Below are 20,047 nucleotides of genomic sequence, written 5' to 3'. Positions count from 1 at the left end.
CTTTGCCGGCGCGGTTCGACCATGAAGCAGACCCCCACCGATCTTGAACAGATCACCTCTACTACCCTCGGCCACTACAACTCGGTGGCCGAGGACTTTCGTGAAGGCACCCGCGATCACGATGTCAGCCAGAACATCGACGCCCTGTTGCGGCACATCCAGGGTGACGCGCCGTTTTCCATCCTCGATTTCGGCTGCGGGCCGGGGCGGGATTTGCAGACGTTCACCCGGATGGGTCACGTCGCCGTCGGCCTCGACGGCGCGGAGAAGTTCGCGCAGATGGCTCGGGAAGACAGTGGCTGTGAGGTTTGGTGCCAGGACTTTCTGAAGCTGGATCTGCCGGCAGAGCGCTTCGACGGCATCTTCGCCAATGCGGTGCTGTTTCATGTGCCGTTGCAGGAATTGCCACGGGTCTTGAAGCAATTGCACGGGACATTGAAACCGGGCGGCGTGCTGTTCAGTTCCAATCCGCGCGGGGATAACCGTGAGGGCTGGAACGGGCCGCGTTATGGCTCGTATCACGACCTGGAAGCGTGGCGCGCGTTGTTGACCGCTGCCGGGTTTGTCGAGCTGGAGCATTACTACCGGCCGGCGGGGCTGCCGCGTGAGCAGCAGCCCTGGCTGGCGAGTGTCTGGCGCAAAACGGTGTAATGCATTCAGACGTCATCGCCAGCAGGCTGGCCCCCACAGGGGAACGCATTCCAAATGTGGGAGCCAGCCTGCTGGCGATGAGCGCAAGGCGCTCGACTTACTGCACCTCTTTCTTCGGCTCGCGAATCTTGTACCAGGCCACATACAGCGCCGGCAGAAACAGCAGTGTCAGCAGGGTCGCAATCACGATCCCGCCGATCATCGCGTAAGCCATCGGGCCCCAAAACACTTCCCGGGCAATCGGAATCATACCCATGCTCGCCGCTGCGGCGGTCAGAAGGATCGGGCGACGCCGGTGTTCGGTGGCTTCCACCACGGCATCCCACGGCGCGTAGCCTTTGCGCTCGAACTCGTCGATCTGGGTCACAAGAATCACCGAGTTGCGGATGATGATGCCGATCAACGCCAGAATCCCCAGGATCGCCACGAAGCCCATCGGCGTACCGGTCGGCACCAGCGCCAGCACCACGCCAATCAACCCCAGCGGCGCGACACTCGCTACCAGGAACAGCTTCTGCACGCTGTGCAACTGGATCATCAGGAAAGTCGCCATCAAGAACAGCATCAGTGGCAACACCTTGGCAATCGGCCCCTGCGCCTTGCCACTTTCCTCGACCGTACCACCGGTGGCGACCTTGTAGCCGACCGGCAGTTTTGCCGCAAACTCATCAATCGATGGCTTGAGGATTTTCACCAGATCGGTCGGCTGTATCTCGTCACGCACCGACGCCTTGATGGTGATGGTCGGCAAGCGGTCGCGACGCCACACCAACGGCTGCTCCAGCTCATAACGAACCGTGGCGAAGGCCAGCAGCGGAATCGACGTGCCGTTTGGCGTGACGATCTGCAGGTTTTGCAGGGTTTCCGGCGTACCGCGTTCCGAGCTCACCGCACGACCGACCACGTTGATCAGGTAGATGTCGTCGTTGACCTGGGTCAGCGGCGCGCCGCTGACGATGCTGTTCATCAGGTTCGCCACGTCTTCGGACGACAGCCCGAGCTGGCGCGCCTTGTCCTGGGCGATGTCGATACGCAGGACTTTTCCCGGCTCGTTCCAGTCGTAAATGATCTCGCCGATGTGTTCGTTCTTGTCCAGTTCAGTCGCCAGGTCGATGGCGTGTTTGCGCACCTGGTCGATGTCCTTGCCGCTGACCCGGTACTGGATCGGACGCCCCACCGGCGGGCCCATCTCCAGCGCCTGCACGTAACTGCCGATACCGACGAAATCCTTGTGCAGACGTTCGCGCAGGCGCTGACTCAGAGCCTCGCGGGCTTCGAAGTCCTTACTGACGATCACCAGTTGCGCGTAGTACGGGTTCTGCAATTGCTGGTCGAGTGGCAGGTAGAAACGGATCGCACCCTGACCGATGTAGGTGCTCCAGCGAACGATGTCCGCGTCGCCCTTGAGCGTGGCTTCGAGCTTGTCGACGGCCTTGCGCGTCTCGTCGATCGAGGCGTTTTGCGGCAGGTTGAGGTCGACCAGAATTTCCGGTCGATCGGAGGACGGGAAAAACTGATTCTGTACAAAGCGCATGCAGAACACCGCCAACACAAACATCAGTACCGTGAAGCCGATGGCCCACCAGCGATTGCGCATGCACCACAGCAAACCGCTGTTGAATGCGCGGCCGACACGCCCCGGCTCGGCCTCGTGGGGCTTTACGTTGGTGCTGAGGATGTGCACGCCGATCACCGGGGCGAAGAACACCGCCACGATCCAGGACACGATCATCGCCACGGCAATCACCGCGAACAGCGTGTAGGTGTACTCGCCGGCAGAACTGGCATTGAGACCGATGGGGACGAAACCGGCGACCGTCACCAGCGTACCGGTGAGCATCGGGAACGCGGTCGAGGTGTAGGCGAACGTCGCCGCCTGCTCCTTGCTCTCGCCCATTTCCAAGCGCGTGACCATCATTTCCACGGTGATCATCGCGTCGTCCACCAACAGGCCGAGGGCGATGATCAGAGCACCGAGGGAAATCCGCTGCATGGTGATGCCGCTGTATTCCATGAACACAAACACCATCGCCAGCACCAGCGGGATCGAGCACGCCACCACGAGCCCGGCGCGCACGCCGAGGCTGATGAAGCTGACCACCAGCACAATCACCACCGCCTCGAACAACGCGCTGGTGAAACCACCGACGGCCTCCTCCACCACCACGGCCTGATCGGACACCGTGTGCACGCCGACGCCGACCGGCAGATCCGCGGTCAGTTCGTCGATGCGCTGATGCAGGGCCTTGCCGAACGCCTGGACGTTACCGCCCTTCTGCATGGCAATCGCCAGACCGATCGCCGGTTTGCCGTCGAAACGGAATTCCGGCGTGGCCGGGTCGACGTAGCCACGGGTGATGTCGGCCACGTCCGCCAGACGATAGAAACGGTCGTTAAGTTTGAGGTTGACCTCGGCCAGGTCTTTCTCCGAAGCGAACTGCCCCGAAGTCCGCACGGAAATCCGCTCGGGGCCCGCCTCGATGACACCGGCCGGCGTCACGGCGTTCTGCGATTGCAGGCTCTGCACCACCTGACGCTGGTCGATGCCCAGCGCCGCGAGTTTGCGGGTAGAGAAGTTCAGGTAGAGCACTTCGTCCTGCTGACCGATCATCTCGATCTTGCCCAGCCCGGGCACATTGCGAATCTCGGCCCGCGCCTGTTCCACGTAATCGCGCAACTGGCGCATGGTCAGGCCGTCGGCGGTAAAGGCGTACACCGAGCCGAACACGTCACCGAATTCGTCGTTGAATCCCGGCCCCTGAATGCCTTGAGGAAACTGCCCGCGAATGTCGTTGATCTTCTTGCGCACCTGATACCAGATTTCCGGTATGTCCTTGGCACTGGTGGTGTCGCGCAGGTACACGTACACCGTCGATTCGCCGGGGCGCGTGTAGCTTTTCACGTAGTCGAGGGAGTCGAGTTCTTCGAGTTTTTTCTCGATGCGGTCGGTGACCTGCTTGAGGGTTTCTTCCTGGGTCGCGCCCGGCCATTTGCTCTGGATCACCATGGTCTTGATGGTGAACGACGGGTCTTCCTCGCGCCCCAGATTGAAGTAGGAGAACACCCCCATGAGCAATCCGACGAACATCAGATACCAGACGAACGACTGATGCTTGAGGGCCCATTCGGAGAGATTGAAAGAGCCTTTCATTGACTGTCCTCGTCAAGTTTCACGGTTTGTCCGGGTTTGAGACTGTTGACGCCGGCGCTGACCACGCGCTCGCCGTTCTTCACGCCCCCCGCGAGCACCACACTGTTTTCGGTGCGGCTGATCACGCTGACGTCGCGCGGGTTGACGGTTTTGCTTTGAGTGTCAATGACCCAGATCCGCGGTTTGCCGTCGACCTCCTGCAACGCTGTGACGGGCAATTCGATACGCGGCTTGATCGCCGAGCTGAGGGTGACGCTGATCGCGGTGCCGAGGCGGAAGCCGTCAGGCGTATTGGCCAGGGTCAACCGTGCGCGTCGGGTGCGCGTGGCACTTTGTGCCTGCGGTTCGATCTCGCGCAGGGTCGCTGTGGTGTTGATGCTCGGGTCGAGTTGCCCGGCCACCAGAAACACCACGTCGGAGGGGATCTCATCGACCAGGGTGTCCGGCAGATCGATCACGGCCTCCTTGATGTCCGGTTGCGCCAAGGTCACCACTTGCTGGCCCGCCGTCACCACTTGTCCGGCTTCGGCGTTCCACGCGGTCACCACGGCTTTGTGATCAGAGCGCAGCTCGGTGTAATCGAGTTGATCCTTGCTTTGATTGACCGCCGCCCGCGCCTGATCCAGCGAAGCCTGGGTGGTTTTCAGGTCCGTCATGGCAATGTCCAGCTGCGCTTGTGCCCCGACGCCACGATCAAATAGCGCTTGCTGACGGCGGGCATTGGCCTGGGCGTTGATCAGTTGTGCCTGTACCTTCGCCAGGTCGCCCTGGGCCGAACGCAGCTGGTTCTGCTGGTCTGACGGATCGAGGGTGGCGAGCAGCGTGCCCTTCTGCACCTCGGTACCGACATCGACGTTGCGGCTGGCAATGCGCCCGCCGACACGAAAACCGGTGTTGCTTTCATAGCGCGCCTGAATGCTGCCGGCGAAACGCCCGAGGTTTTCTTCGCTCAACGCTTCGACCTTGACCGACAACACCGGCCGTACCGGTTCCGGCGGTGGCTCGCTTTTCGAGCAGGCGGCCAGCAACACGCCAATGGATAACAGCACCAGACGCTTCATGGCTGTGCTCCCGGTTGCAGATCCTTGTAGGTGTTTTCGGCAATTTCGACCTTCATGCCCGGATGCAGCAATTGCCCTCCCGCGACAATGACTTTTTCCCCGCCCTTGAGGCCCTCGCTGATGATGACCTTGCCGATCAGGTAGCGGCTGACGGTGACGTTATACAACTGCGCTTCACCTTTATCGTCGACCATCCACACCGCCGGATCGCTGACGTTCTTGGTCAGCGCCGACCACGGCAATTCAACGGCCGACTTGCCGGTGCCCTTGGCCGTGGCGCTCACCACCGAGCCCAGTTGCATCCCTTGCGGCAGGCTGTCGAGGCTGACCTTGACCTGCACCGTGCCGGACTGCGCGGACACCGCCGGGGTGATTTCGCGCACGGTGCCGGTGGTCTTGATGGCGGGGTTGTCGAGCAGGCTGACGACGATCGACCGCTCCGCCGGCCGTTCAGCCAGCAGGGATTCGTAAACGTTGAATACGGCGTCGCGGTCACCGTCCCGGGCCAGGCTGAAAATCGGCGCCGTGGCCTGAACCACCTGGCCGACTTCGGCCTGACGCTCAGTGATGACCCCGGGCGCATCGGCGATCAGCGAGGTGTAGCTCAGTTGATCCTTGGCGTTGGCCAACTGCGCCTGAGCCGCGCTCAAGGCACTCTGGCTGCTGCGCAAGGCGGCCTGCGCCGAATCGTATTCGCTCTGGCTGGTGTAGCCCTTGGGCAACAGTTTCTGCTGGCGGACGAACGCGGCGGCGCTCTGTTTGACCCGAGCCTGCTCGGCCAGCACCTGGGCCTGGGCGGAATCGACATTGGTCTGCAAATCCTTCGGATCGAGCTTGGCCAACACTTGTTTGGCCGAGACGCGGTCACCGACATCGACCATGCGCTGGATGATCTTGCCCCCGACACGGAACGACAGTTCGGTCTGCACCCGCGCCTGAACGTCGCCGGTGAGGGTCACGGCGGCAGCGTAATTGGCGGGGTTCACCTCCTGCACAAAGACCCGGGGCAGGTATTCCTCCGGGGCCTTTTTCTCGCCGCATGCGCTCAGCAAAGCGAACAGACTCAGCATGAACGCTGTTTTCAATCCGGGACTCGCCATGCAGACTCCTTCCTGTGTACGAACGTGCAAGTGACGATACGACTGTGAGCTTAGAACAGGGTTCAACCTTCGTCCGGGCGATATATGCATTTCTGTGCAGCGAGTATCCTGACCCGGATTTCGGGGCACCCAAGAAGGATTTTCATGCTCAAGACTCTCGCGGTGGCCAATTACCGCTCGATCAATAAATTGGTAATCCCGCTGGGCCGCCTGAACCTGATCACCGGTCCCAACGGCAGCGGCAAGTCCAACCTGTACCGGGCGCTGCGGCTGCTGGCGGAAACCGCTCAGGGCGGCGTGGTCAATGCGCTGGCCCGTGAGGGCGGGCTGGACTCGACGTTCTGGGCCGGGCCGGAAACCATCAGCCGGCGCATGCGCAACGGTGAAGTGCCTATCCAGTCCACCGTGCGCCAAGGCGTGAAGCGCCTGCGCCTGGGCTTTGCCGGGGAAGACTTCAGCTATTCGATCGCCCTGGGATTGCCGGAACCGAGCCTCTCGTTCTTTTCCCTCGACCCGGAAATCAAAAAGGAATGCATCTGGGCCGGACCGCTCTATCGTCCGGCCAGCCTGCTGGTGGATCGCGACGGGCCGATGATCCGCACCCGTGAGGGTCGTGGCTGGGACGTACTGGCCCAGCACACGCCGAACTTCGACAGCCTGTTCGATCAGGTCGGCAGCCTGCGCACCTCGCCGGAAGTGTTCCAGATGCGCGAGTTCATCCGCCGCTGGCGCTTCTACGATCACTTTCGCAGCGACGCCGACGCCCCGGTGCGCCAGCCACAACTGGGCACGCGCACGCCGGTGCTGCATCACGACGGGCGGGATCTGGCGGCTGCGTTGCAGACCATCCGCGAGATCGGCGATCCCGAGGCGTTGCAGGCGGCGATCAGTGATGCGTTTCCCGGTGCACGGCTGAACATTGCACCGTTGGCGGGCGGACGCTTTGCCATCGAGTTTTTTCAGGAAGGATTGCTGCGGCCATTGTCGGCGGCGGAACTGTCGGATGGCACGTTGCGTTATCTGCTGCTGGTCGCCGCGTTGCTGACGCCGCGCCCGCCGTCGCTGATGGTGCTGAACGAGCCGGAAACCAGCCTGCATCCGGATCTGCTGCCGGCGCTGGCACGCTTGATCATCCGGGTGTCGGAGCAGTGTCAGGTGTGGGTGGTGTCCCATGCCCGACGATTGATTTCGGCGTTGCAGGAAGACCCGGAATGCAATTGCATCGTGCTGGAAAAAACCCTCGGCCAGACGGGGATCGTCGGGCAGAGGGTTCTGGATGAGCCGGCGTGGAACTGGCCTGATTAGCCCTGCCACTTCCCGCCTTCGACAATCACGCTCTCAGGCTTGGTGTCATCGCTCAGCTCTTTGCGCACATATTGGTCATACAGCTTGAGCAGGTATTTCTCTTCGCCCAGCTTGGCCAACTCCGCGTTCACCCAATCGCGCAATTCGATATTGCCCTTCTTCACCGCCGGCGCAATCGGTGCTTCGGCACCGAGCTTTTCATCCAGCACACGGTAGCCCGGGTTCTGCTTGGCCCAGCTGAACAGCACCAGATTGTCCTGCGCGTAAGCGTCGCCACGGCCGTTGGCCAAGGCTTGGAGGGACTCGGAGTTTTTCTCGAACTTCAGCAGTTTCCAGTCCGGGTGGTTCTTGGTCAGCCAGATATCGGCGGTAGTGCCGGTGGTGACGATGGTGGTGCGGGTCGCCAGATCATCCAGCTTTTTCACTTCGCTGCCCTGCGGCACCAGCGCCTGCACCGCGACCTTGAGGTTCGGGTTGGTGAATTCCACCGCCTCCTTGCGCTCCGGGGTCACGGTCATATTGGCGAGGATCAGGTCGACCTTGTCGCTTTGCAGGAATGGAATGCGACTCGCCGGTTCCACGGCCACGAACTCGACCTTGTTTTCATCGCCCAGCAGATCCTTGGCGAATTGACGGCCGATGTCGGTATCGAAGCCGACGTAGCGTCCCGCTTCGTTGACGAAACCGAACGGCGGCTTGTCGGTAAACACGCCGACGATCAGTTTGTCGCGGGCCTTGATCTTGTCCAGGTAACCGGCCGGCGCGGTGCTTTCGCTGGCGACTTTCGGCTTGGCCGGTTCTTCGGTCTTGTTGCAGCCGGCCAGCAGCGCGAGGCTGATCAGCGGGAGTGCGAATAGGGCTTTGGCAGTTTTCATGGCAGTTCCAGTTCCTTTGTTTGAGTCGTTGTAGGCGAAGTCGTTGAAGTCAGCGCTTCGACGTAGGAGAACTTCTCCAGGAACTGCTGCGCGCGTGCGGTTTGCGGGTTCGTAAAGAAAAGCTCGGGCGGGTTCTGTTCAAGGATGCGCCCGCCATCCATGAACACGATGCGATCGGCCACCGCGCGGGCGAAGGCCATTTCGTGGGTGACGATCAACAGGGTCATGCCTTCGCGAGCCAGGCCCTGAATCACTTCCAGCACTTCCTTGACCATCTCCGGATCCAGGGCGGCAGTGACTTCGTCGAAGAGCATGACCCGCGGGTTCATACACAACGAACGGACGATGGCGATGCGTTGCTGCTGGCCACCGGAGAGCTGGCGCGGGAAGGCGTCGCGCTTGTCCGACAGGCCCACGCGCTCAAGCAACGCTTCGGCTTGTTGCTGTGCTTCGCGGCGTTCGCGTTTCTGCACCTTGAGCGGGCCGAGCAGCAAATTGTCGAGCACGCTCATGTGCGGAAACAGGTGATAACTCTGAAACACCATGCCGATCTGCTGACGCACTTCGCGCCAGTCGGTGGCCTTGTCCAGCAATTCACGGCCGGCAAATTTCAGGTGGCCGCTGTGGGCGGTTTCCAGACCATTGAGGCAACGCAGCAGGGTGCTTTTGCCGCAGCCGCTGGGGCCGAGGATGACGATGACTTCACCGGATTTCACTTGCAGGTCGATGCCCTTGAGCACCTGCTGTTCGCCGAAGAATTTGTTGAAACCCTGAAACTCGATCAATGCGCTCATGCTTGCGTCCAGCGCCGCTCCAGCACGCGCGAGGCGGCCGACAGCGGGTAGCAGATGAAAAAGAAAAACAGGAACAGCGCGCCGTAGATCAGCACCGATTCGTAGGTGCGTTCGATGATCTGCTGGCCGACCTTGATCACATCGACAACGCCGATCAGCACCGCCAGCGAACTGGTCTTGATGATCCGCGTGTAGACGTTGATGGTCGGCGGCGTCATGCGTTTCAGCGCCTGGGGCAACAGCACGTAGCCGTAGAGCTGCGCCGCGTTCAGGCCGATCGACAGCCCCGCCTCACGCTGCCCGCGCGGCAACGAATGCAACGCACCGCGCGCCACTTCGCCAACCTCGCTGGCGCCCCACAGCGACAGCACCAACACCGCGCACCAGAAGCTCGGCAGGCTCAGACCGAAGAAAATCGGCAGACCGAAAAACAGCAGGTACAACCAGACCAGCACCGGGATCGCCCGGAACAGCTCCAGATAGATTCGCAGCAGCGCGTTCAGCCACCGCACGTTGAGCGTGCGCAGCACGCCGTAGAGCACGCCGCCGACGGTGCTGATGGCGATACTGAGGAACGAGATCGACAGGGTTTGCCCGGCGCCTTTGGCCAGTTGCGGCAACGACACCCAGAGCAGTTCAAGACCCGAACTGGCCATGCTGGAGCCTCCTTTCCAGACGGCTCAACAGCAGCGACAGCGGCAGGAACAGCAGCACGCAGATCAGCGTCAGCACGGCGAGCATTTCGTAGGTTTTGTAGTAGAGCGCGATGTAGCTTTTGGTGGTGTAGAGAATCTCCGGCACCGCCACGGCCGAGACCACGGTGGTCTCCTTGAGCAGGAAAATGAAATTGGCGAACAGCGAAGGCAGGCTGAGGATCCCCGCTTGCGGCAGGATCACGTAGCGCAGCAACTGGCCGTGGGACAAACCGATGGAGCGCCCGGATTCCAGTTGCGCCTGGGGCACCGCATCGACGCCGGCGCGCAGCACTTCGGTGAGGTAGGCGCCGCCGAGGAAAGTCATGGTGATGATCGCCGCAGTGAATCCGGAAACCTTGATCCCGAGGGCCGGCAGCGCGAAGTAGACGAAGAACAGCTGGATCAGCAGCGGCGTGTTGCGCGCCAGCTCCACATACAGCCCGACCAGTTTTTGCAGGTAAGGCGTGCGGAACACCAGAATCGTCGCATTGAGCAGCGCCACCAGCAGCGAGGTGCCAATGGCGATCAAACCGACCTGCAGCGTCACGCCCACGGCCTTGAGAAACGCCGGCAGGGTGCTGAGGATAAATGCGTAATCGAAGGTCATGAAACATCCTGACGCCGCTCGGTAAGCGACGGTGGTGCAGTCCATGGACAGCGGGTAATTGTCCGGCAGGCACCGACTTTAAAGGTATAAGAAAAAGAATTTAAATACCGTTAAAGCATATTGATATCACGCAAAAAACTATCCTGCGGGTTTGCCCCGACAGAATAAGAAGGCTATTTTTCCTTTCGCTGTAGGACGGATCTTTTTTTCATATAAGCCCTCCAAGGACGAACAGCTTTTGGCCAGACTCCCCCGGCCAACCCCATAACAAGGAAGAGAACATGGACGTAAAAGTGCCGCAGCGACCGGACCCGCAGGATTTCGTGAAATGGCTGGTGGCCTTGCGCAGGGCGCTGAAAACCAGCGCTGCCTGAGTTATCCACACGCAAGAAAAAACGCCGATAACCATCGCTGGTCATCGGCGTTTTTTTCAACCTTGAAGGGGGTTGCTGTTGCGTCGGATCAGAACGCCGGCAGTACCGCGCCGTTGTATTTCTTCTCGATGAACGCTTTGACTTCAGGGCTGGTCAGGGCAGCGGCCAGTTTCTTGATGGCGTCGCTGTTCTTGTTGTCTTCACGGGCAACCAGGAAGTTCACGTAAGGCGAATCAGCGCCTTCGATCACCAGGGCGTCCTTGGTCGGGTTCAGCTTGGCTTCCAGAGCGTAGTTGGTGTTGATCATGTCCAGATCGACTTCTTTCAGAACACGCGGCAACAGGGCCGACTCCAGTTCCTTGAACTTGAAGTTGTGCGGGTTCTTGGCGATGTCTTTTGGCGTCGCCAGGGCGTTCTTCGGATCTTTCAGTTCGATCAGGCCGGCCTTCTGCAGCAGGATCAGTGCGCGACCGCTGTTGCTGCCTTCGTTCGGAATGGCGATGGTGGCGCCGTCCGGCAGTTCGGCCAGGGTCTTGTACTTGCTCGAGTAGCCACCGAACGGTTCAACGTGAACACCTTGCACGGTCACCAGGTACTTGGCCTTGTCGTCCTTGTATTTGCCCTGGTTGAAGCTGTTCAGGTACGGCAGGGTCTGGAAGTAGTTGGCGTCCAGACGCTTCTCGCCCACCTGTACGTTTGGCTGTACGTAGTCGGTGAAGACCTTGATTTCCAGATCCACGCCTTCTTTGGCGAGGGTCGGCTTGATCAGTTCGAGGATTTCGGCGTGCGGCACCGGCGTCGCGGCAACCACCAGTTTCTCGCCGGCCTGGGCCAGGGAAGCAGTCAGAGCAGCCGCCAATGCGGTAAACAACAGAACCTTTTTCATGCAGTGTCCTTATCGAAAATCGGTCGTCATCGACGACGGCATTAATACGTGTGCCAGCGATGTGCTACTGCTGGCGTGAAGCGGACAATACCGGGATTTTTTATTCCCGGACAATAACGTTTATTCAGCTTCATATTCCATTTTGTTCATGCTGAACAAAATGGTTACAACGCCTCGCTCAGGCTCAACAGCAATTCTTTCAATGCCTTACGTTCTTCGACGGTGCCGTTGAGGCTCACGCTCGCCACCTGACGCTCGATCTGAACCTGCGGCCCAGACACCTCCGGCAGGTTCAGGTGCTCCGGCAGGATTTCGTCGCCGGTGCTCACCAGCAGCGCAAAATGAATGACGTTTTCCAGTTCCCGGGTGTTGCCCGGCCAGCTGTGCTGTTCCAGCACCTGTTGCGCCGCTTCGCTGATCAGCGGCACCGGCAGATCCAGGCGCTGGCTGTAGATGCCGAGGAAGTACTCGGCCAGCGACAGAATATCGCCGACCCGCGCGCGCAATGCCGGCAGTTCCAGATGCCCTTCGCTGAGATAGTGATAAAGCCGCTCATGGAATTTCCCCGCCGCCACCGCTTGCGCCAGATCGATGCTGGTCGCCGCCACCAGACGCACGTCCACCGGGCTCGGTTGATGCGCACCCACGCGGGTGACTTCGTGATTTTCCAGTGCGGATAGCAACTTGATCTGGATCGGCAGCGGCAGGTCGCCGATCTCGTCCAGGTACAAGGTGCCGCCATTGGCGGAACCGAACCAGCCGGCGCGACTGCTGGCCGAACCGCTGTAACTGCCGGCGGCGTAGCCGAACAATTCGGCATCTGCGTAGGTCGGGCTGATCGCGCCGCAATTGACCGAGACAAATAGCCCGCTGCGATCACTGGCACGGTGGATGTGGCGGGCGAGCAATTCCTTGCCGGTGCCGGTCTCGCCGCGAATCAACACCGAGATCGAGCGCGGTGCGAGCTGGGCCATTTCCTCGCGCAACTGGCGCGAACGTGGATCGACGAACACCAGCGCCTTGGCGCGAATGCTCAGGGGACTTTTTTCCGCATCGGGAAAGGTCAGCAACGGCTGACCGAAGGTTTCAAAACTCATGGCAGACTCCCGCCCCAAATCGCCGGGAGACGGGGGCGTTGAAAAAATAAAAATGGTCAGGCACGGCGCCGGGCGTGGTGTTCCATGCGGTTTTGCAGGCGATACAGATAAGCGAATCCCTGCTCCCAGCGTTGATGCCCGGACTTCACGTTGATATGGCCAGCGCCTGCGAGAATCCCCGCCTCGGCGCCCCAGTTGCGCGCCAGTTCCAGCGCACGCGGCGCACTGACGGCGGCGTCGTTGTCGGAACTGACGACCTGGCTCGGGAAGGGCAGCAGATCGGTCGGGATCGGCGCGAAATTGCGCAGTGCCGGCACGCAAGCCGGGCGCTCGACATCCGCCGGCGCAACCAGCAGCGCCCCGCGCACCTGACGCAAGTGGTGCAGCGGCGCGGTGGCCGCCCAGTGCGCCACGGTGATGCAGCCCAGGCTGTGCGCGATAAGAATCACCGGCGAGCTGTCGGCGGCAATCGCCTCGGCCAGTGCCGCGACCCAGTCTTCACGACGCGGCGTCAGCCAGTCGGCCTGCTCCACCCGCGCGCTGTTGGGCAGGCTGTTCTGCCAGTGGGTTTGCCAATGATCTTCTGGCGATCCTTGCCAGCCCGGCACAATCAGATAACGGATTGATTCGTTGCGCATGGGGGAGCTCTCCTGCGTCGTGTCTGTTCCTGAACGAGTATAGGGACGGGATTTATATTCGTTAAGGAATAAGAAGCTATTTATTAAGACCTGAAAAGAATATTAAGCAACGAACAAAAAAGGGGCCGCACCCTGCCAAGGAGACGGCCCCGGAAAAACGTGAAACCCTTATCGTGCAGTGATCACCGACAGCTTGGTGATGCCCGCCCGCTCAATCGAAGCCATGGCTCGCGCCACTTCGCCGTAGTTCACCCCGTCGTCTGCCTGCAATTGCACGCGCACTTCCGGGTCCTTGGCCTTGGCCGACTTGAGGTTGAACTCCAGCAGGTCCGGCTGGATTTCGTCCTTGTTGATAAACAGTTTTCCAGCACCGTCGATGCTCACCACCAACGGGTCTTTCTGCTCGACCGGCGCCACCGCTTCGGTCTTCGGCAGGTTGATCGGTATCGCGTTGGTCAGCAGCGGCGCGGTGACGATGAACACCACCAGCAGCACCAGCATCACGTCCACCAGCGGCGTCACGTTGATCTCGCTCAGCACCTCGTCGCTGTCTTGCGTGGAGAAGGCCATATCAGGACGCCTCCTTCACTTTCGTTGCGTTGCCCTGGGCGGCAGTCTTGTGCGCGGTCGGGTGGACCAGCACGCGGAACGCGCTCTTTTGCGCCAGGCTGTAGAAGTCGTGGGCAAAGTCGTCCAGGTCCGCCGCCGTCAGTTTCAGACGACGCAAAAAGTAGTTGTAAACCAGCACCGCCGGCACCGCGACCGCGATCCCCACACCGGTGGCGACCAGCGCTGCACCGATGGGCCCTGCGACCGTTTCCAGGCTCGCCGAGCCCGCCGCGCTGATGCCTTTCAACGCTTCCATGATTCCCCACACCGTGCCGAACAGACCAATGAACGGCGAGGTGCTGCCAATACTCGCGACCACCGCCAGACCGGTTTCCAGCGAACGGCGTTCGCGGACGATCTGCTGGCGCAAGGCACGTTCGAGGCGATCCTGATGGTTGATCGCCTGGCTCAGGTCATTGGCCTGCGGCGCCTCGCCCACTTGAATCGCCGCATAACCGGCCTGTGCCACCCGCGCTGCCGCGCCGGGCTGGGTTTCGCTCAACTCGGCGGCGGAGTCCAGACTCGACGCCGCCCAGAAGCGCTTGTGAAATTTGCGGTCCTGCGCCTTCAACCGGCCGAACTGCACAGCCTTGAGCAGTGCCAGGCCCCAGGTGGCGACAGAGAAGACCACCAGCAGCCAGATCACCGCGCTTTCAATGGATTCCAGTGGAGATGCCAGTAACGTCATGATGTGTTCCCTCGTGTGTGGGAGCCGAGCTTGCTCGCGATGACGGTTACAGACACACCGCGAGAATAAAGCCGGCTGATTACCAATTAATGAATCTTGAAATCGATGGGCACGCTGACCCAGCCGTCCTGGGCGACATCACCCTGCTTGGCCGGCACGAAACTCCAGCGCTTCACGGCGTCCAGCGCCGCGTCGTCGAGCTGTTGCCGGCCACTGCTTTTCTGAATCTGGATCTCGCCCGGTTTGCCGCTGGCCAACACGTGCACCCGCAGCAACACCGTGCCTTCCCAACCGCGACGCTGGGCTAGCGACGGATATTCCGGCGCCGGGTTCTTCAGGTACGCCGCGTTGGCCGAGGCCGGCGTCACCGGAGCAGGTGCCGGTGGTGCAGGTGGCGCCGGCGCGGCGACCGGAGCGGCCGGTTGTGGCGGAGCCGGTGGTTGCTCGACCGCTTTTGGCGCTGGTTTCGGTACAGGTTTGGCGACCGGTTTCGGTTTGGGGATCGGCTTCGGTTTCGGTGGTGGCTTGGTTGCCAGTTCGTCTTCCACTGGCGGCGGTGGCTCGACCACAGGTGCCGGTGGCGGCGGTACAACCACAGGTGGTGCCGGTGGTGCCGGGCGCGAAAACTCAATGGTCATCGGTGGAATTTCCGGCGGCACGATCGGCAGCGCCGGTGTCGGATGCTGGTTGATCCAGTAGATCACTGCGCCGTGCACCACCAGCGCCAGAACGCCGAGCAGAATCGTTTCGCGGCGGCTCAGAATGCCCTTGGGCGCGCGCTGCAAACGCAGCTGCCCCAACGGCACGCGATGGGGCCGGCCGAGATCGACCAACTCGCCGCTCGGCGCCTGGCGCCACAGCACCTCCTGTGCACTGGCGGCGGTCTGGACATTGCCCATTGATTTACTCCCTGCGGTCTCTTTGCGTTTTTTCGCGTAGCCGATTCGCCGCTTGTTGAATCCCCCACGGCAAGATCGATGGGTCAATCATTGGGCTAGACGCTTATCTCCGAAAGTAATCTTTTATGTTATGAATAGAGTTTTATGGAATATATAAAACGGTCATTTCCGCCAAAGCCACGGCCCGCAAGGCTTCCAGCGATTCGCCGAAATCGACATGCTTTGCCGGCATAAAAAGTATTCATCCAAGGCATCGGGTTATCGATGACCCGGGATTCAGTGACAACTAATACCAAGGTGATAGTTGACGAACTTTTTAAAAGACAAACAAAAAGGCCGATGCATGTTTAATACATCGGCCTTCGATTTACGGAATTTCTTATTGCTTCAGAAACTCACCACCCAAGTTCACAACTTCACCATCGAAGTTCACGCGCGAGCCGGTAGCCCGGAGTTTCGCGTAGTTGTGATCAGGCGAAAACAGCGTCCAGGTCTGATAACCACTATTTCCGTTCTGAGCCAGCACCGCGATTGTGGTCGGGTTGCCGGTACTGTTCTGGAAGTGGTAGTTCCCGTAACGGATGTCGTAATTCACGCCACCCTGGCTGAGGGTGCCGCTGAAGCTGCCATTGGAATCATTACCGTCGGTGATAACCAGCTTGGCGCCAGAGTTGGCATTTACATAAGTGCCATTAATGCTCGACATAACGAGATTTCCTTTATCGTTGGATAAGTGTCTTCCGATGAGAGCAAGTTTCCTCCTGGAAACTCACGACACACAGGATGGTTGGACATTCATTTGTTGTCCACGCGACTTTTCAACGAAATTGCTATATGCACTATTCAAGTCATTCATAACTTATTTCGATTGTGAACAGTCTTGATAACTAACGACTGGCATTGGTTTGTTGCACACCGATGGCCGGCGCAATCACTGCCGTTTCCGAGCGCGGCGTACCTGCCGGCACCCAGTCATAACTCACAGGAAGGGCCCGATAGACCCAGTTGCTGATCGCGTCGCTGCCCGGTGCCTTGCCCAGATAAGGGCTGACGTATTCCCAGACGTTTTCACCGCTGGCTGTCACCTGGAAGAACCGCCCGTTCATGCCTTCATCGATCAGCGTATTGCCGTTGGGCAAGCGCCGCGCGCTGCTGATGAACGAGCTGTAAAACGCCCACCCCGGCTGCTTTGAATTCGCCGCGCTGTACTGCCAGACGATTTCATTTTTCACCGGGTCGATCTCCAGCACCCGCGAACCGGAAATCAGCCCCAGCGTGACGTTCGGGTAACCCGCCGAACCCTGGTTGTCGAACACCAGCAGATTGCCCGCACCGGGCAGTCCGGCCGGGATAATGTGCGCGTCATGCTGGCCGACGAACTGGTCCACCGGGCGCGGGATTTTTTGCGCGGTTTTCGGATTGGCCAACGGCAGATTCGGCCCCAGGCGCCAGACCACTTTGCCGTTCTGCCTGTCGATGATCGCGATGAAGTTGGCGTTGCGCGAATCGATCAGCAGGTTGTCCGGATTGAAGCGCTTGTCGCCGGCATCGAACCACTTGTTCGGCCCGACCAGGCTGAGGTTGTTGATGTGCAGGTAATCCGGATTTTCACTGGCGCGCACCAGCTTCAACTGCTCGGCGGTGAAGCCGAATTCGTCCAAGTGATCCGACGCCAGCCACTGCCATTTCACCTCGCCACCGGGGCTGACTTCATAGATCGCATCGTCGATCACCTCGGGCACTTTGAAGCCTTTGACCTTGTGCACCTTGTTCGCCAGCACCACGGTGTTGCCGTTGCTCAGGCGACGCTGATCGTGATGCTGTTGCGCGGCGCCACCGGGGGCCTTGTCGCCCCACTGCCAGACGACTTTGCCATTCCAGTCCAGCTCGCCGACGCTCTGATTGCCGAGGCCATTGCCGGCGGAGCCGAGCTTGCCCGGATCCTTTTCGCTCAGTTGCAGCAACACATGGCCGCGCTCGCCACCGACCAGTTGCGGGTCGATGATCGCCGACGGGAAACCCGACTGCGGCCAGTTCTTGACCTCGTTGCCGTTCATGTCGATCAGGTGCGTCTGCTTGTCAGCACCGCTGAAGATCACATATTGATTGAAGGCCTTGGCCGGGTCGTAACGGGTAACGCCCGTGGGGTAGACGCTGGGTGCGGCAAGCGCCCCGGCACTGAGCACTGCGCCGGACAACAACACCGGTAAAGCGGTTTTGATGCGCAACATGATGCAGCTCCTTGAAGGATCGATCAGAAGTCGTAGCGACCGGTGACGCCGAGGGTACGCGGCGTACCGAGCAGGCCTTCATAGCCGCCGTTACCGCCAGTCCACAGGGTCGTGTAGTAGGTTTTGTCGAAGGCGTTTTTCAGCCACAGCGAGATGTCCCACTGACCCTGATTGAAATCGCCGCGCAGGCCGGTGGAGAGGTTGACCACGGCGTAACTCGGGATCTGGCCGTAGTCGGAATCCTCGACCGTGCCTACTGCTTTGGAGCGGAAGGCGTAGCTGCCGGTGACATAAGGTTGCAGACCGTTATCCAGATTCCATTCGTACTTGCCGTTGGCGTTGCCGATCCATTTCGAGGCGCCGACCACCTGATGACCGCTGAGGTCGCAAGAGGCTGGAGCACCCGGTGCCTGGCTGACTTCCGGCGGGCATGGGGCGTCCTTGTACGAGAGGTAACTGACGTCGTTGTACGAGCCGTTGAAGTTCAGCGTCAGGCCGCGCAACGGGATCACGGTGCTCTCGAACTCCACGCCGCGCGAGCGCACTGAACCGGCGTTGGTCAGGTATTGCACCCGGTTGACGTCGTCGTAGGCGTTGGTCTGGTAGGCGTTGACCTGAGTCCAGAACACGTTGGCGTTGAGCTGCAAACGCCGATCCCACAGCGTGCTCTTGAAGCCGAGTTCGGCGTTGTTGGCGCGCTCGGTGCCGATCAGCAGCGAGTCGGCGCCAGCGGTCGGGGCCGAGCCGACCACAAGGTTGACCCCACCGGATTTTTCGCCGTGGGACAACGTGGCGTAGCCGAGCAGGTCATCGGTGAAGCGATAGCTCAGGTTGAGCAATCCGGACGGGCTGGAGCTGTACTGGTTCAGGTCGCCGGAATCGTAGGCGCCGGTACGGCCGCGCCGCGCGGTGGCTGCGGCACCCGTGACAGCGGCGCCACCGACCGGCGCATCACGATTGACCCAGGCGTTCTTCTCTTCATAGGTGCCACGCACCCCGGCGGTGAAATCCAGACGCGGGGTCAGATGCCAGGTGCCTTGGGCGAACAGCGCGAAGCTGTCGGTCTTGATGTGGCCATGGCCGACGCTGTTGACGTTGGCCAGCGCGCCCCGTGGCGTGCCGTTCCAGATGTCCGCCTGCGGGCCGTAATAGGCGAAGGATTTGTTGTCCAGGTCCGAGCCGAAATAGTAGGCACCGAGGACGTAATCGAAGAACTCGCCCTTGGGCGACGCGAGACGAAATTCCTGGGAATACTGTTTGTCCTCCACCGACACCCCGGCGTTGTAGGTGGCCGGCACATTGAGGCCATCGTCGTTGCGCGGAGTGAAATTCCAGAAGCGGTACGAACTGACCGAGGTCAGGGTGAAGTCGCTCGGCAGGGCCCAATTGGCCTCCACCGACGTGCCGCCCTGATGCACGGTGACGTGCTGGTCGCTGTCCAGATTGACCTTGCGGTGCGAGCCGTTGACCAGCGTCGCGCCGGCAGCGGCGGCGCGGGCCGAGTAGAGATTGACGCCATTGATGGTCGGACCGGTGTTGTACAACACGCGGGTGCCGGCGCTGGAATCCTCTTCGTTGTAATCACCGATCCAACGCAGATTGAAGTTTTCGTTGGGCTTGAACAGCAACTGCGCACGGAAGCCGTCGCGGGAGCCGCCGTTCAAGTCATGGCCGTTGAATTCGTTCTTGATGTCGCCGTCGCTGCGGGTGCGATAGGCCGACAAACGCCCGGCCAGCACATCGTTGAGCGGCCCGGAAATTGTGCCCTTGGTCTGGAAATAACCGTCCTCGCCGACCGAGGTTTCGATGCTGCGTTCCGGGGTGAAACTCGGCGCGCGGGTGCTGATGTTGATCACCCCGGCGGTGGTGTTCTTGCCGAACAACGTCCCTTGCGGCCCGCGCAGGACTTCGAGTTGTTCGATGTCCATCAGGTCGAACACCGCCATCCCCGGGCGACCCAGATAAACGTTGTCGATGTACAGCCCGACGCTACCTTCCAGACCGTCACTGGCCGGGTTGTTGCCCAGGCCCCGGATCGACACGCTGGACTGGCGCGCATGCATGTAGGCGACGTTGACGCTGGGCACCAGTTGCTGCAGATCCTGGATTCGGTAGACCCGTTGCGTCTCCAAAGTCGTGCCGCTGACCACGCTCATGGGCGTTGGCACGTCCTGAGAACTTTCTTCGCGACGGCGGGTGGTGACGGTCACGGTTTCCAGTTGCGAAGTGGCGGTTGCGGTCTTGCCTGCCGGTGCCGGCACAGGGGTTTCCGTTTCAGCAGCGTAGCCGTGGGTCCAACTGGCACTCCCCGCCAGCAACAGGGCCAGAGGCAGACGTTTGAGCCGTCGTGGCGGCGGCGGTGAAGCGAGGTTCAACGGACTCATGG

The 20,047-nt window shown here is 60.8% G+C and carries 18 protein-coding genes; 2 read left to right on the top strand and 16 right to left on the bottom strand.

What is annotated here, in order from left to right; genetic code table 11:
- The first annotated feature begins 21 nt into the window (after positions 1-21).
- A complete protein-coding gene (locus N8H71_RS16675) occupies positions 22-651 on the top strand; it encodes a class I SAM-dependent methyltransferase (RefSeq protein WP_262194832.1) in 630 nt (209 codons plus the stop codon).
- 97 nt (positions 652-748) lie between these two features.
- On the opposite strand, the gene N8H71_RS16670 is transcribed toward N8H71_RS16675, so the two are convergent.
- From N8H71_RS16670 to N8H71_RS16660, 3 genes are read right to left on the bottom strand one after another with little or no spacing between them, the layout of a single operon-like run.
- Positions 749-3,802 carry an efflux RND transporter permease subunit gene (locus N8H71_RS16670; protein ID WP_262194831.1) on the bottom strand — a complete coding sequence of 1,018 codons (3,054 nt, stop codon included), beginning with the start codon at positions 3,800-3,802 and terminating at the stop codon, positions 749-751.
- Positions 3,799-4,863 carry an efflux RND transporter periplasmic adaptor subunit gene (locus N8H71_RS16665; protein ID WP_262194829.1) on the bottom strand — a complete coding sequence of 355 codons (1,065 nt, stop codon included), beginning with the start codon at positions 4,861-4,863 and terminating at the stop codon, positions 3,799-3,801. The genes N8H71_RS16670 and N8H71_RS16665 overlap by 4 nt, the downstream gene beginning before the upstream one ends.
- Positions 4,860-5,963 carry an efflux RND transporter periplasmic adaptor subunit gene (locus tag N8H71_RS16660; RefSeq protein WP_262194828.1) on the bottom strand — a complete coding sequence of 368 codons (1,104 nt, stop codon included), beginning with the start codon at positions 5,961-5,963 and terminating at the stop codon, positions 4,860-4,862. The genes N8H71_RS16665 and N8H71_RS16660 overlap by 4 nt, the downstream gene beginning before the upstream one ends.
- A 144-nt stretch (positions 5,964-6,107) precedes the next feature.
- Between N8H71_RS16660 and N8H71_RS16655 the strand changes: the two genes are divergently transcribed.
- Positions 6,108-7,268, top strand: a complete 1,161-nt coding sequence (locus N8H71_RS16655; protein WP_262194826.1) for an AAA family ATPase — start codon at positions 6,108-6,110, stop codon at positions 7,266-7,268.
- Here N8H71_RS16655 and N8H71_RS16650 read toward each other — a convergent pair.
- The 13 genes from N8H71_RS16650 to N8H71_RS16590 all read right to left on the bottom strand — a co-directional run bounded on the left by N8H71_RS16650 (position 7,265) and on the right by N8H71_RS16590 (position 20,045).
- On the bottom strand, positions 7,265-8,143 hold the full coding sequence (locus N8H71_RS16650; RefSeq protein WP_011331934.1) for a transporter substrate-binding domain-containing protein: 879 nt from the start codon (positions 8,141-8,143) through the stop codon (positions 7,265-7,267). The genes N8H71_RS16655 and N8H71_RS16650 overlap by 4 nt on opposite strands.
- Entirely contained in the window at positions 8,140-8,937 is a 798-nt protein-coding gene (locus N8H71_RS16645; protein WP_262194824.1) for an amino acid ABC transporter ATP-binding protein, read from the bottom strand. The genes N8H71_RS16650 and N8H71_RS16645 overlap by 4 nt, the downstream gene beginning before the upstream one ends.
- Positions 8,934-9,593, bottom strand: coding sequence for an amino acid ABC transporter permease (locus tag N8H71_RS16640; protein WP_041475107.1), 660 nt, complete (start codon positions 9,591-9,593; stop codon positions 8,934-8,936). Before N8H71_RS16640 ends, N8H71_RS16645 begins: the two co-directional genes overlap by 4 nt.
- Positions 9,574-10,239 (bottom strand): amino acid ABC transporter permease, encoded by a 666-nt coding sequence (locus tag N8H71_RS16635; protein WP_007918712.1) that lies wholly within the window; start codon positions 10,237-10,239, stop codon positions 9,574-9,576. Before N8H71_RS16635 ends, N8H71_RS16640 begins: the two co-directional genes overlap by 20 nt.
- 462 nt (positions 10,240-10,701) lie before the next feature.
- Entirely contained in the window at positions 10,702-11,499 is a 798-nt protein-coding gene (locus N8H71_RS16630) for a MetQ/NlpA family ABC transporter substrate-binding protein (protein WP_007952772.1), read from the bottom strand.
- 164 nt (positions 11,500-11,663) lie between these two features.
- On the bottom strand, positions 11,664-12,596 hold the full coding sequence (locus tag N8H71_RS16625; RefSeq protein ID WP_262194823.1) for a sigma 54-interacting transcriptional regulator: 933 nt from the start codon (positions 12,594-12,596) through the stop codon (positions 11,664-11,666).
- 56 nt (positions 12,597-12,652) lie between these two features.
- Positions 12,653-13,234: an alpha/beta hydrolase gene (locus N8H71_RS16620; RefSeq protein ID WP_007952774.1), complete on the bottom strand. Its 582-nt coding sequence runs from the start codon at positions 13,232-13,234 to the stop codon at positions 12,653-12,655.
- 168 nt (positions 13,235-13,402) lie between these two features.
- Positions 13,403-13,804, bottom strand: a complete 402-nt coding sequence (locus tag N8H71_RS16615) for an ExbD/TolR family protein (RefSeq protein WP_003220570.1) — start codon at positions 13,802-13,804, stop codon at positions 13,403-13,405.
- Position 13,805: 1 nt separating this feature from the next.
- The gene (locus N8H71_RS16610; RefSeq protein WP_262194822.1) at positions 13,806-14,531 is read right to left on the bottom strand and encodes a MotA/TolQ/ExbB proton channel family protein; all 726 of its coding nucleotides are present in this window, start codon (positions 14,529-14,531) and stop codon (positions 13,806-13,808) included.
- Positions 14,532-14,617: 86 nt separating this feature from the next.
- On the bottom strand, positions 14,618-15,430 hold the full coding sequence (locus N8H71_RS16605; RefSeq protein WP_041475106.1) for an energy transducer TonB: 813 nt from the start codon (positions 15,428-15,430) through the stop codon (positions 14,618-14,620).
- Between the two features lie 379 nt (positions 15,431-15,809).
- Positions 15,810-16,136, bottom strand: a complete 327-nt coding sequence (locus N8H71_RS16600; protein ID WP_039764506.1) for a hypothetical protein — start codon at positions 16,134-16,136, stop codon at positions 15,810-15,812.
- A gap of 181 nt (positions 16,137-16,317) precedes the next feature.
- Entirely contained in the window at positions 16,318-17,661 is a 1,344-nt protein-coding gene (locus tag N8H71_RS16595; protein ID WP_262194820.1) for an aryl-sulfate sulfotransferase, read from the bottom strand.
- A 23-nt stretch (positions 17,662-17,684) separates the two neighbouring features.
- Positions 17,685-20,045 carry a TonB-dependent receptor gene (locus N8H71_RS16590; protein ID WP_262194818.1) on the bottom strand — a complete coding sequence of 787 codons (2,361 nt, stop codon included), beginning with the start codon at positions 20,043-20,045 and terminating at the stop codon, positions 17,685-17,687.
- Between the last annotated feature and the right edge of the window lie 2 nt (positions 20,046-20,047).

Origin of the sequence: Pseudomonas koreensis, assembly GCF_025447595.1 — a bacterium.
GTDB lineage: Bacteria > Pseudomonadota > Gammaproteobacteria > Pseudomonadales > Pseudomonadaceae > Aquipseudomonas > Aquipseudomonas koreensis_H.
Note: the sequence above shows the minus strand (reverse complement) of the source record. Positions and strands in the feature narration are given on the sequence as shown.

Coding starts and splice junctions, on each gene's coding strand:
- N8H71_RS16625 (WP_262194823.1), bottom strand. CDS start 12,596: ATGAGTTTTGAAACCTTCGGTCAGCCGTTGCTGACCTTTCCCGATGCG.
- N8H71_RS16605 (WP_041475106.1), bottom strand. CDS start 15,430: ATGGGCAATGTCCAGACCGCCGCCAGTGCACAGGAGGTGCTGTGGCGC.
- N8H71_RS16620 (WP_007952774.1), bottom strand. CDS start 13,234: ATGCGCAACGAATCAATCCGTTATCTGATTGTGCCGGGCTGGCAAGGA.
- N8H71_RS16675 (WP_262194832.1), top strand. CDS start 22: ATGAAGCAGACCCCCACCGATCTTGAACAGATCACCTCTACTACCCTC.
- N8H71_RS16630 (WP_007952772.1), bottom strand. CDS start 11,499: ATGAAAAAGGTTCTGTTGTTTACCGCATTGGCGGCTGCTCTGACTGCT.
- N8H71_RS16650 (WP_011331934.1), bottom strand. CDS start 8,143: ATGAAAACTGCCAAAGCCCTATTCGCACTCCCGCTGATCAGCCTCGCG.
- N8H71_RS16595 (WP_262194820.1), bottom strand. CDS start 17,661: ATGTTGCGCATCAAAACCGCTTTACCGGTGTTGTTGTCCGGCGCAGTG.
- N8H71_RS16615 (WP_003220570.1), bottom strand. CDS start 13,804: ATGGCCTTCTCCACGCAAGACAGCGACGAGGTGCTGAGCGAGATCAAC.
- N8H71_RS16635 (WP_007918712.1), bottom strand. CDS start 10,239: ATGACCTTCGATTACGCATTTATCCTCAGCACCCTGCCGGCGTTTCTC.
- N8H71_RS16600 (WP_039764506.1), bottom strand. CDS start 16,136: ATGTCGAGCATTAATGGCACTTATGTAAATGCCAACTCTGGCGCCAAG.
- N8H71_RS16640 (WP_041475107.1), bottom strand. CDS start 9,593: ATGGCCAGTTCGGGTCTTGAACTGCTCTGGGTGTCGTTGCCGCAACTG.
- N8H71_RS16665 (WP_262194829.1), bottom strand. CDS start 4,863: ATGAAGCGTCTGGTGCTGTTATCCATTGGCGTGTTGCTGGCCGCCTGC.
- N8H71_RS16655 (WP_262194826.1), top strand. CDS start 6,108: ATGCTCAAGACTCTCGCGGTGGCCAATTACCGCTCGATCAATAAATTG.
- N8H71_RS16590 (WP_262194818.1), bottom strand. CDS start 20,045: ATGAGTCCGTTGAACCTCGCTTCACCGCCGCCGCCACGACGGCTCAAA.
- N8H71_RS16645 (WP_262194824.1), bottom strand. CDS start 8,937: ATGAGCGCATTGATCGAGTTTCAGGGTTTCAACAAATTCTTCGGCGAA.
- N8H71_RS16610 (WP_262194822.1), bottom strand. CDS start 14,531: ATGACGTTACTGGCATCTCCACTGGAATCCATTGAAAGCGCGGTGATC.
- N8H71_RS16670 (WP_262194831.1), bottom strand. CDS start 3,802: ATGAAAGGCTCTTTCAATCTCTCCGAATGGGCCCTCAAGCATCAGTCG.
- N8H71_RS16660 (WP_262194828.1), bottom strand. CDS start 5,963: ATGGCGAGTCCCGGATTGAAAACAGCGTTCATGCTGAGTCTGTTCGCT.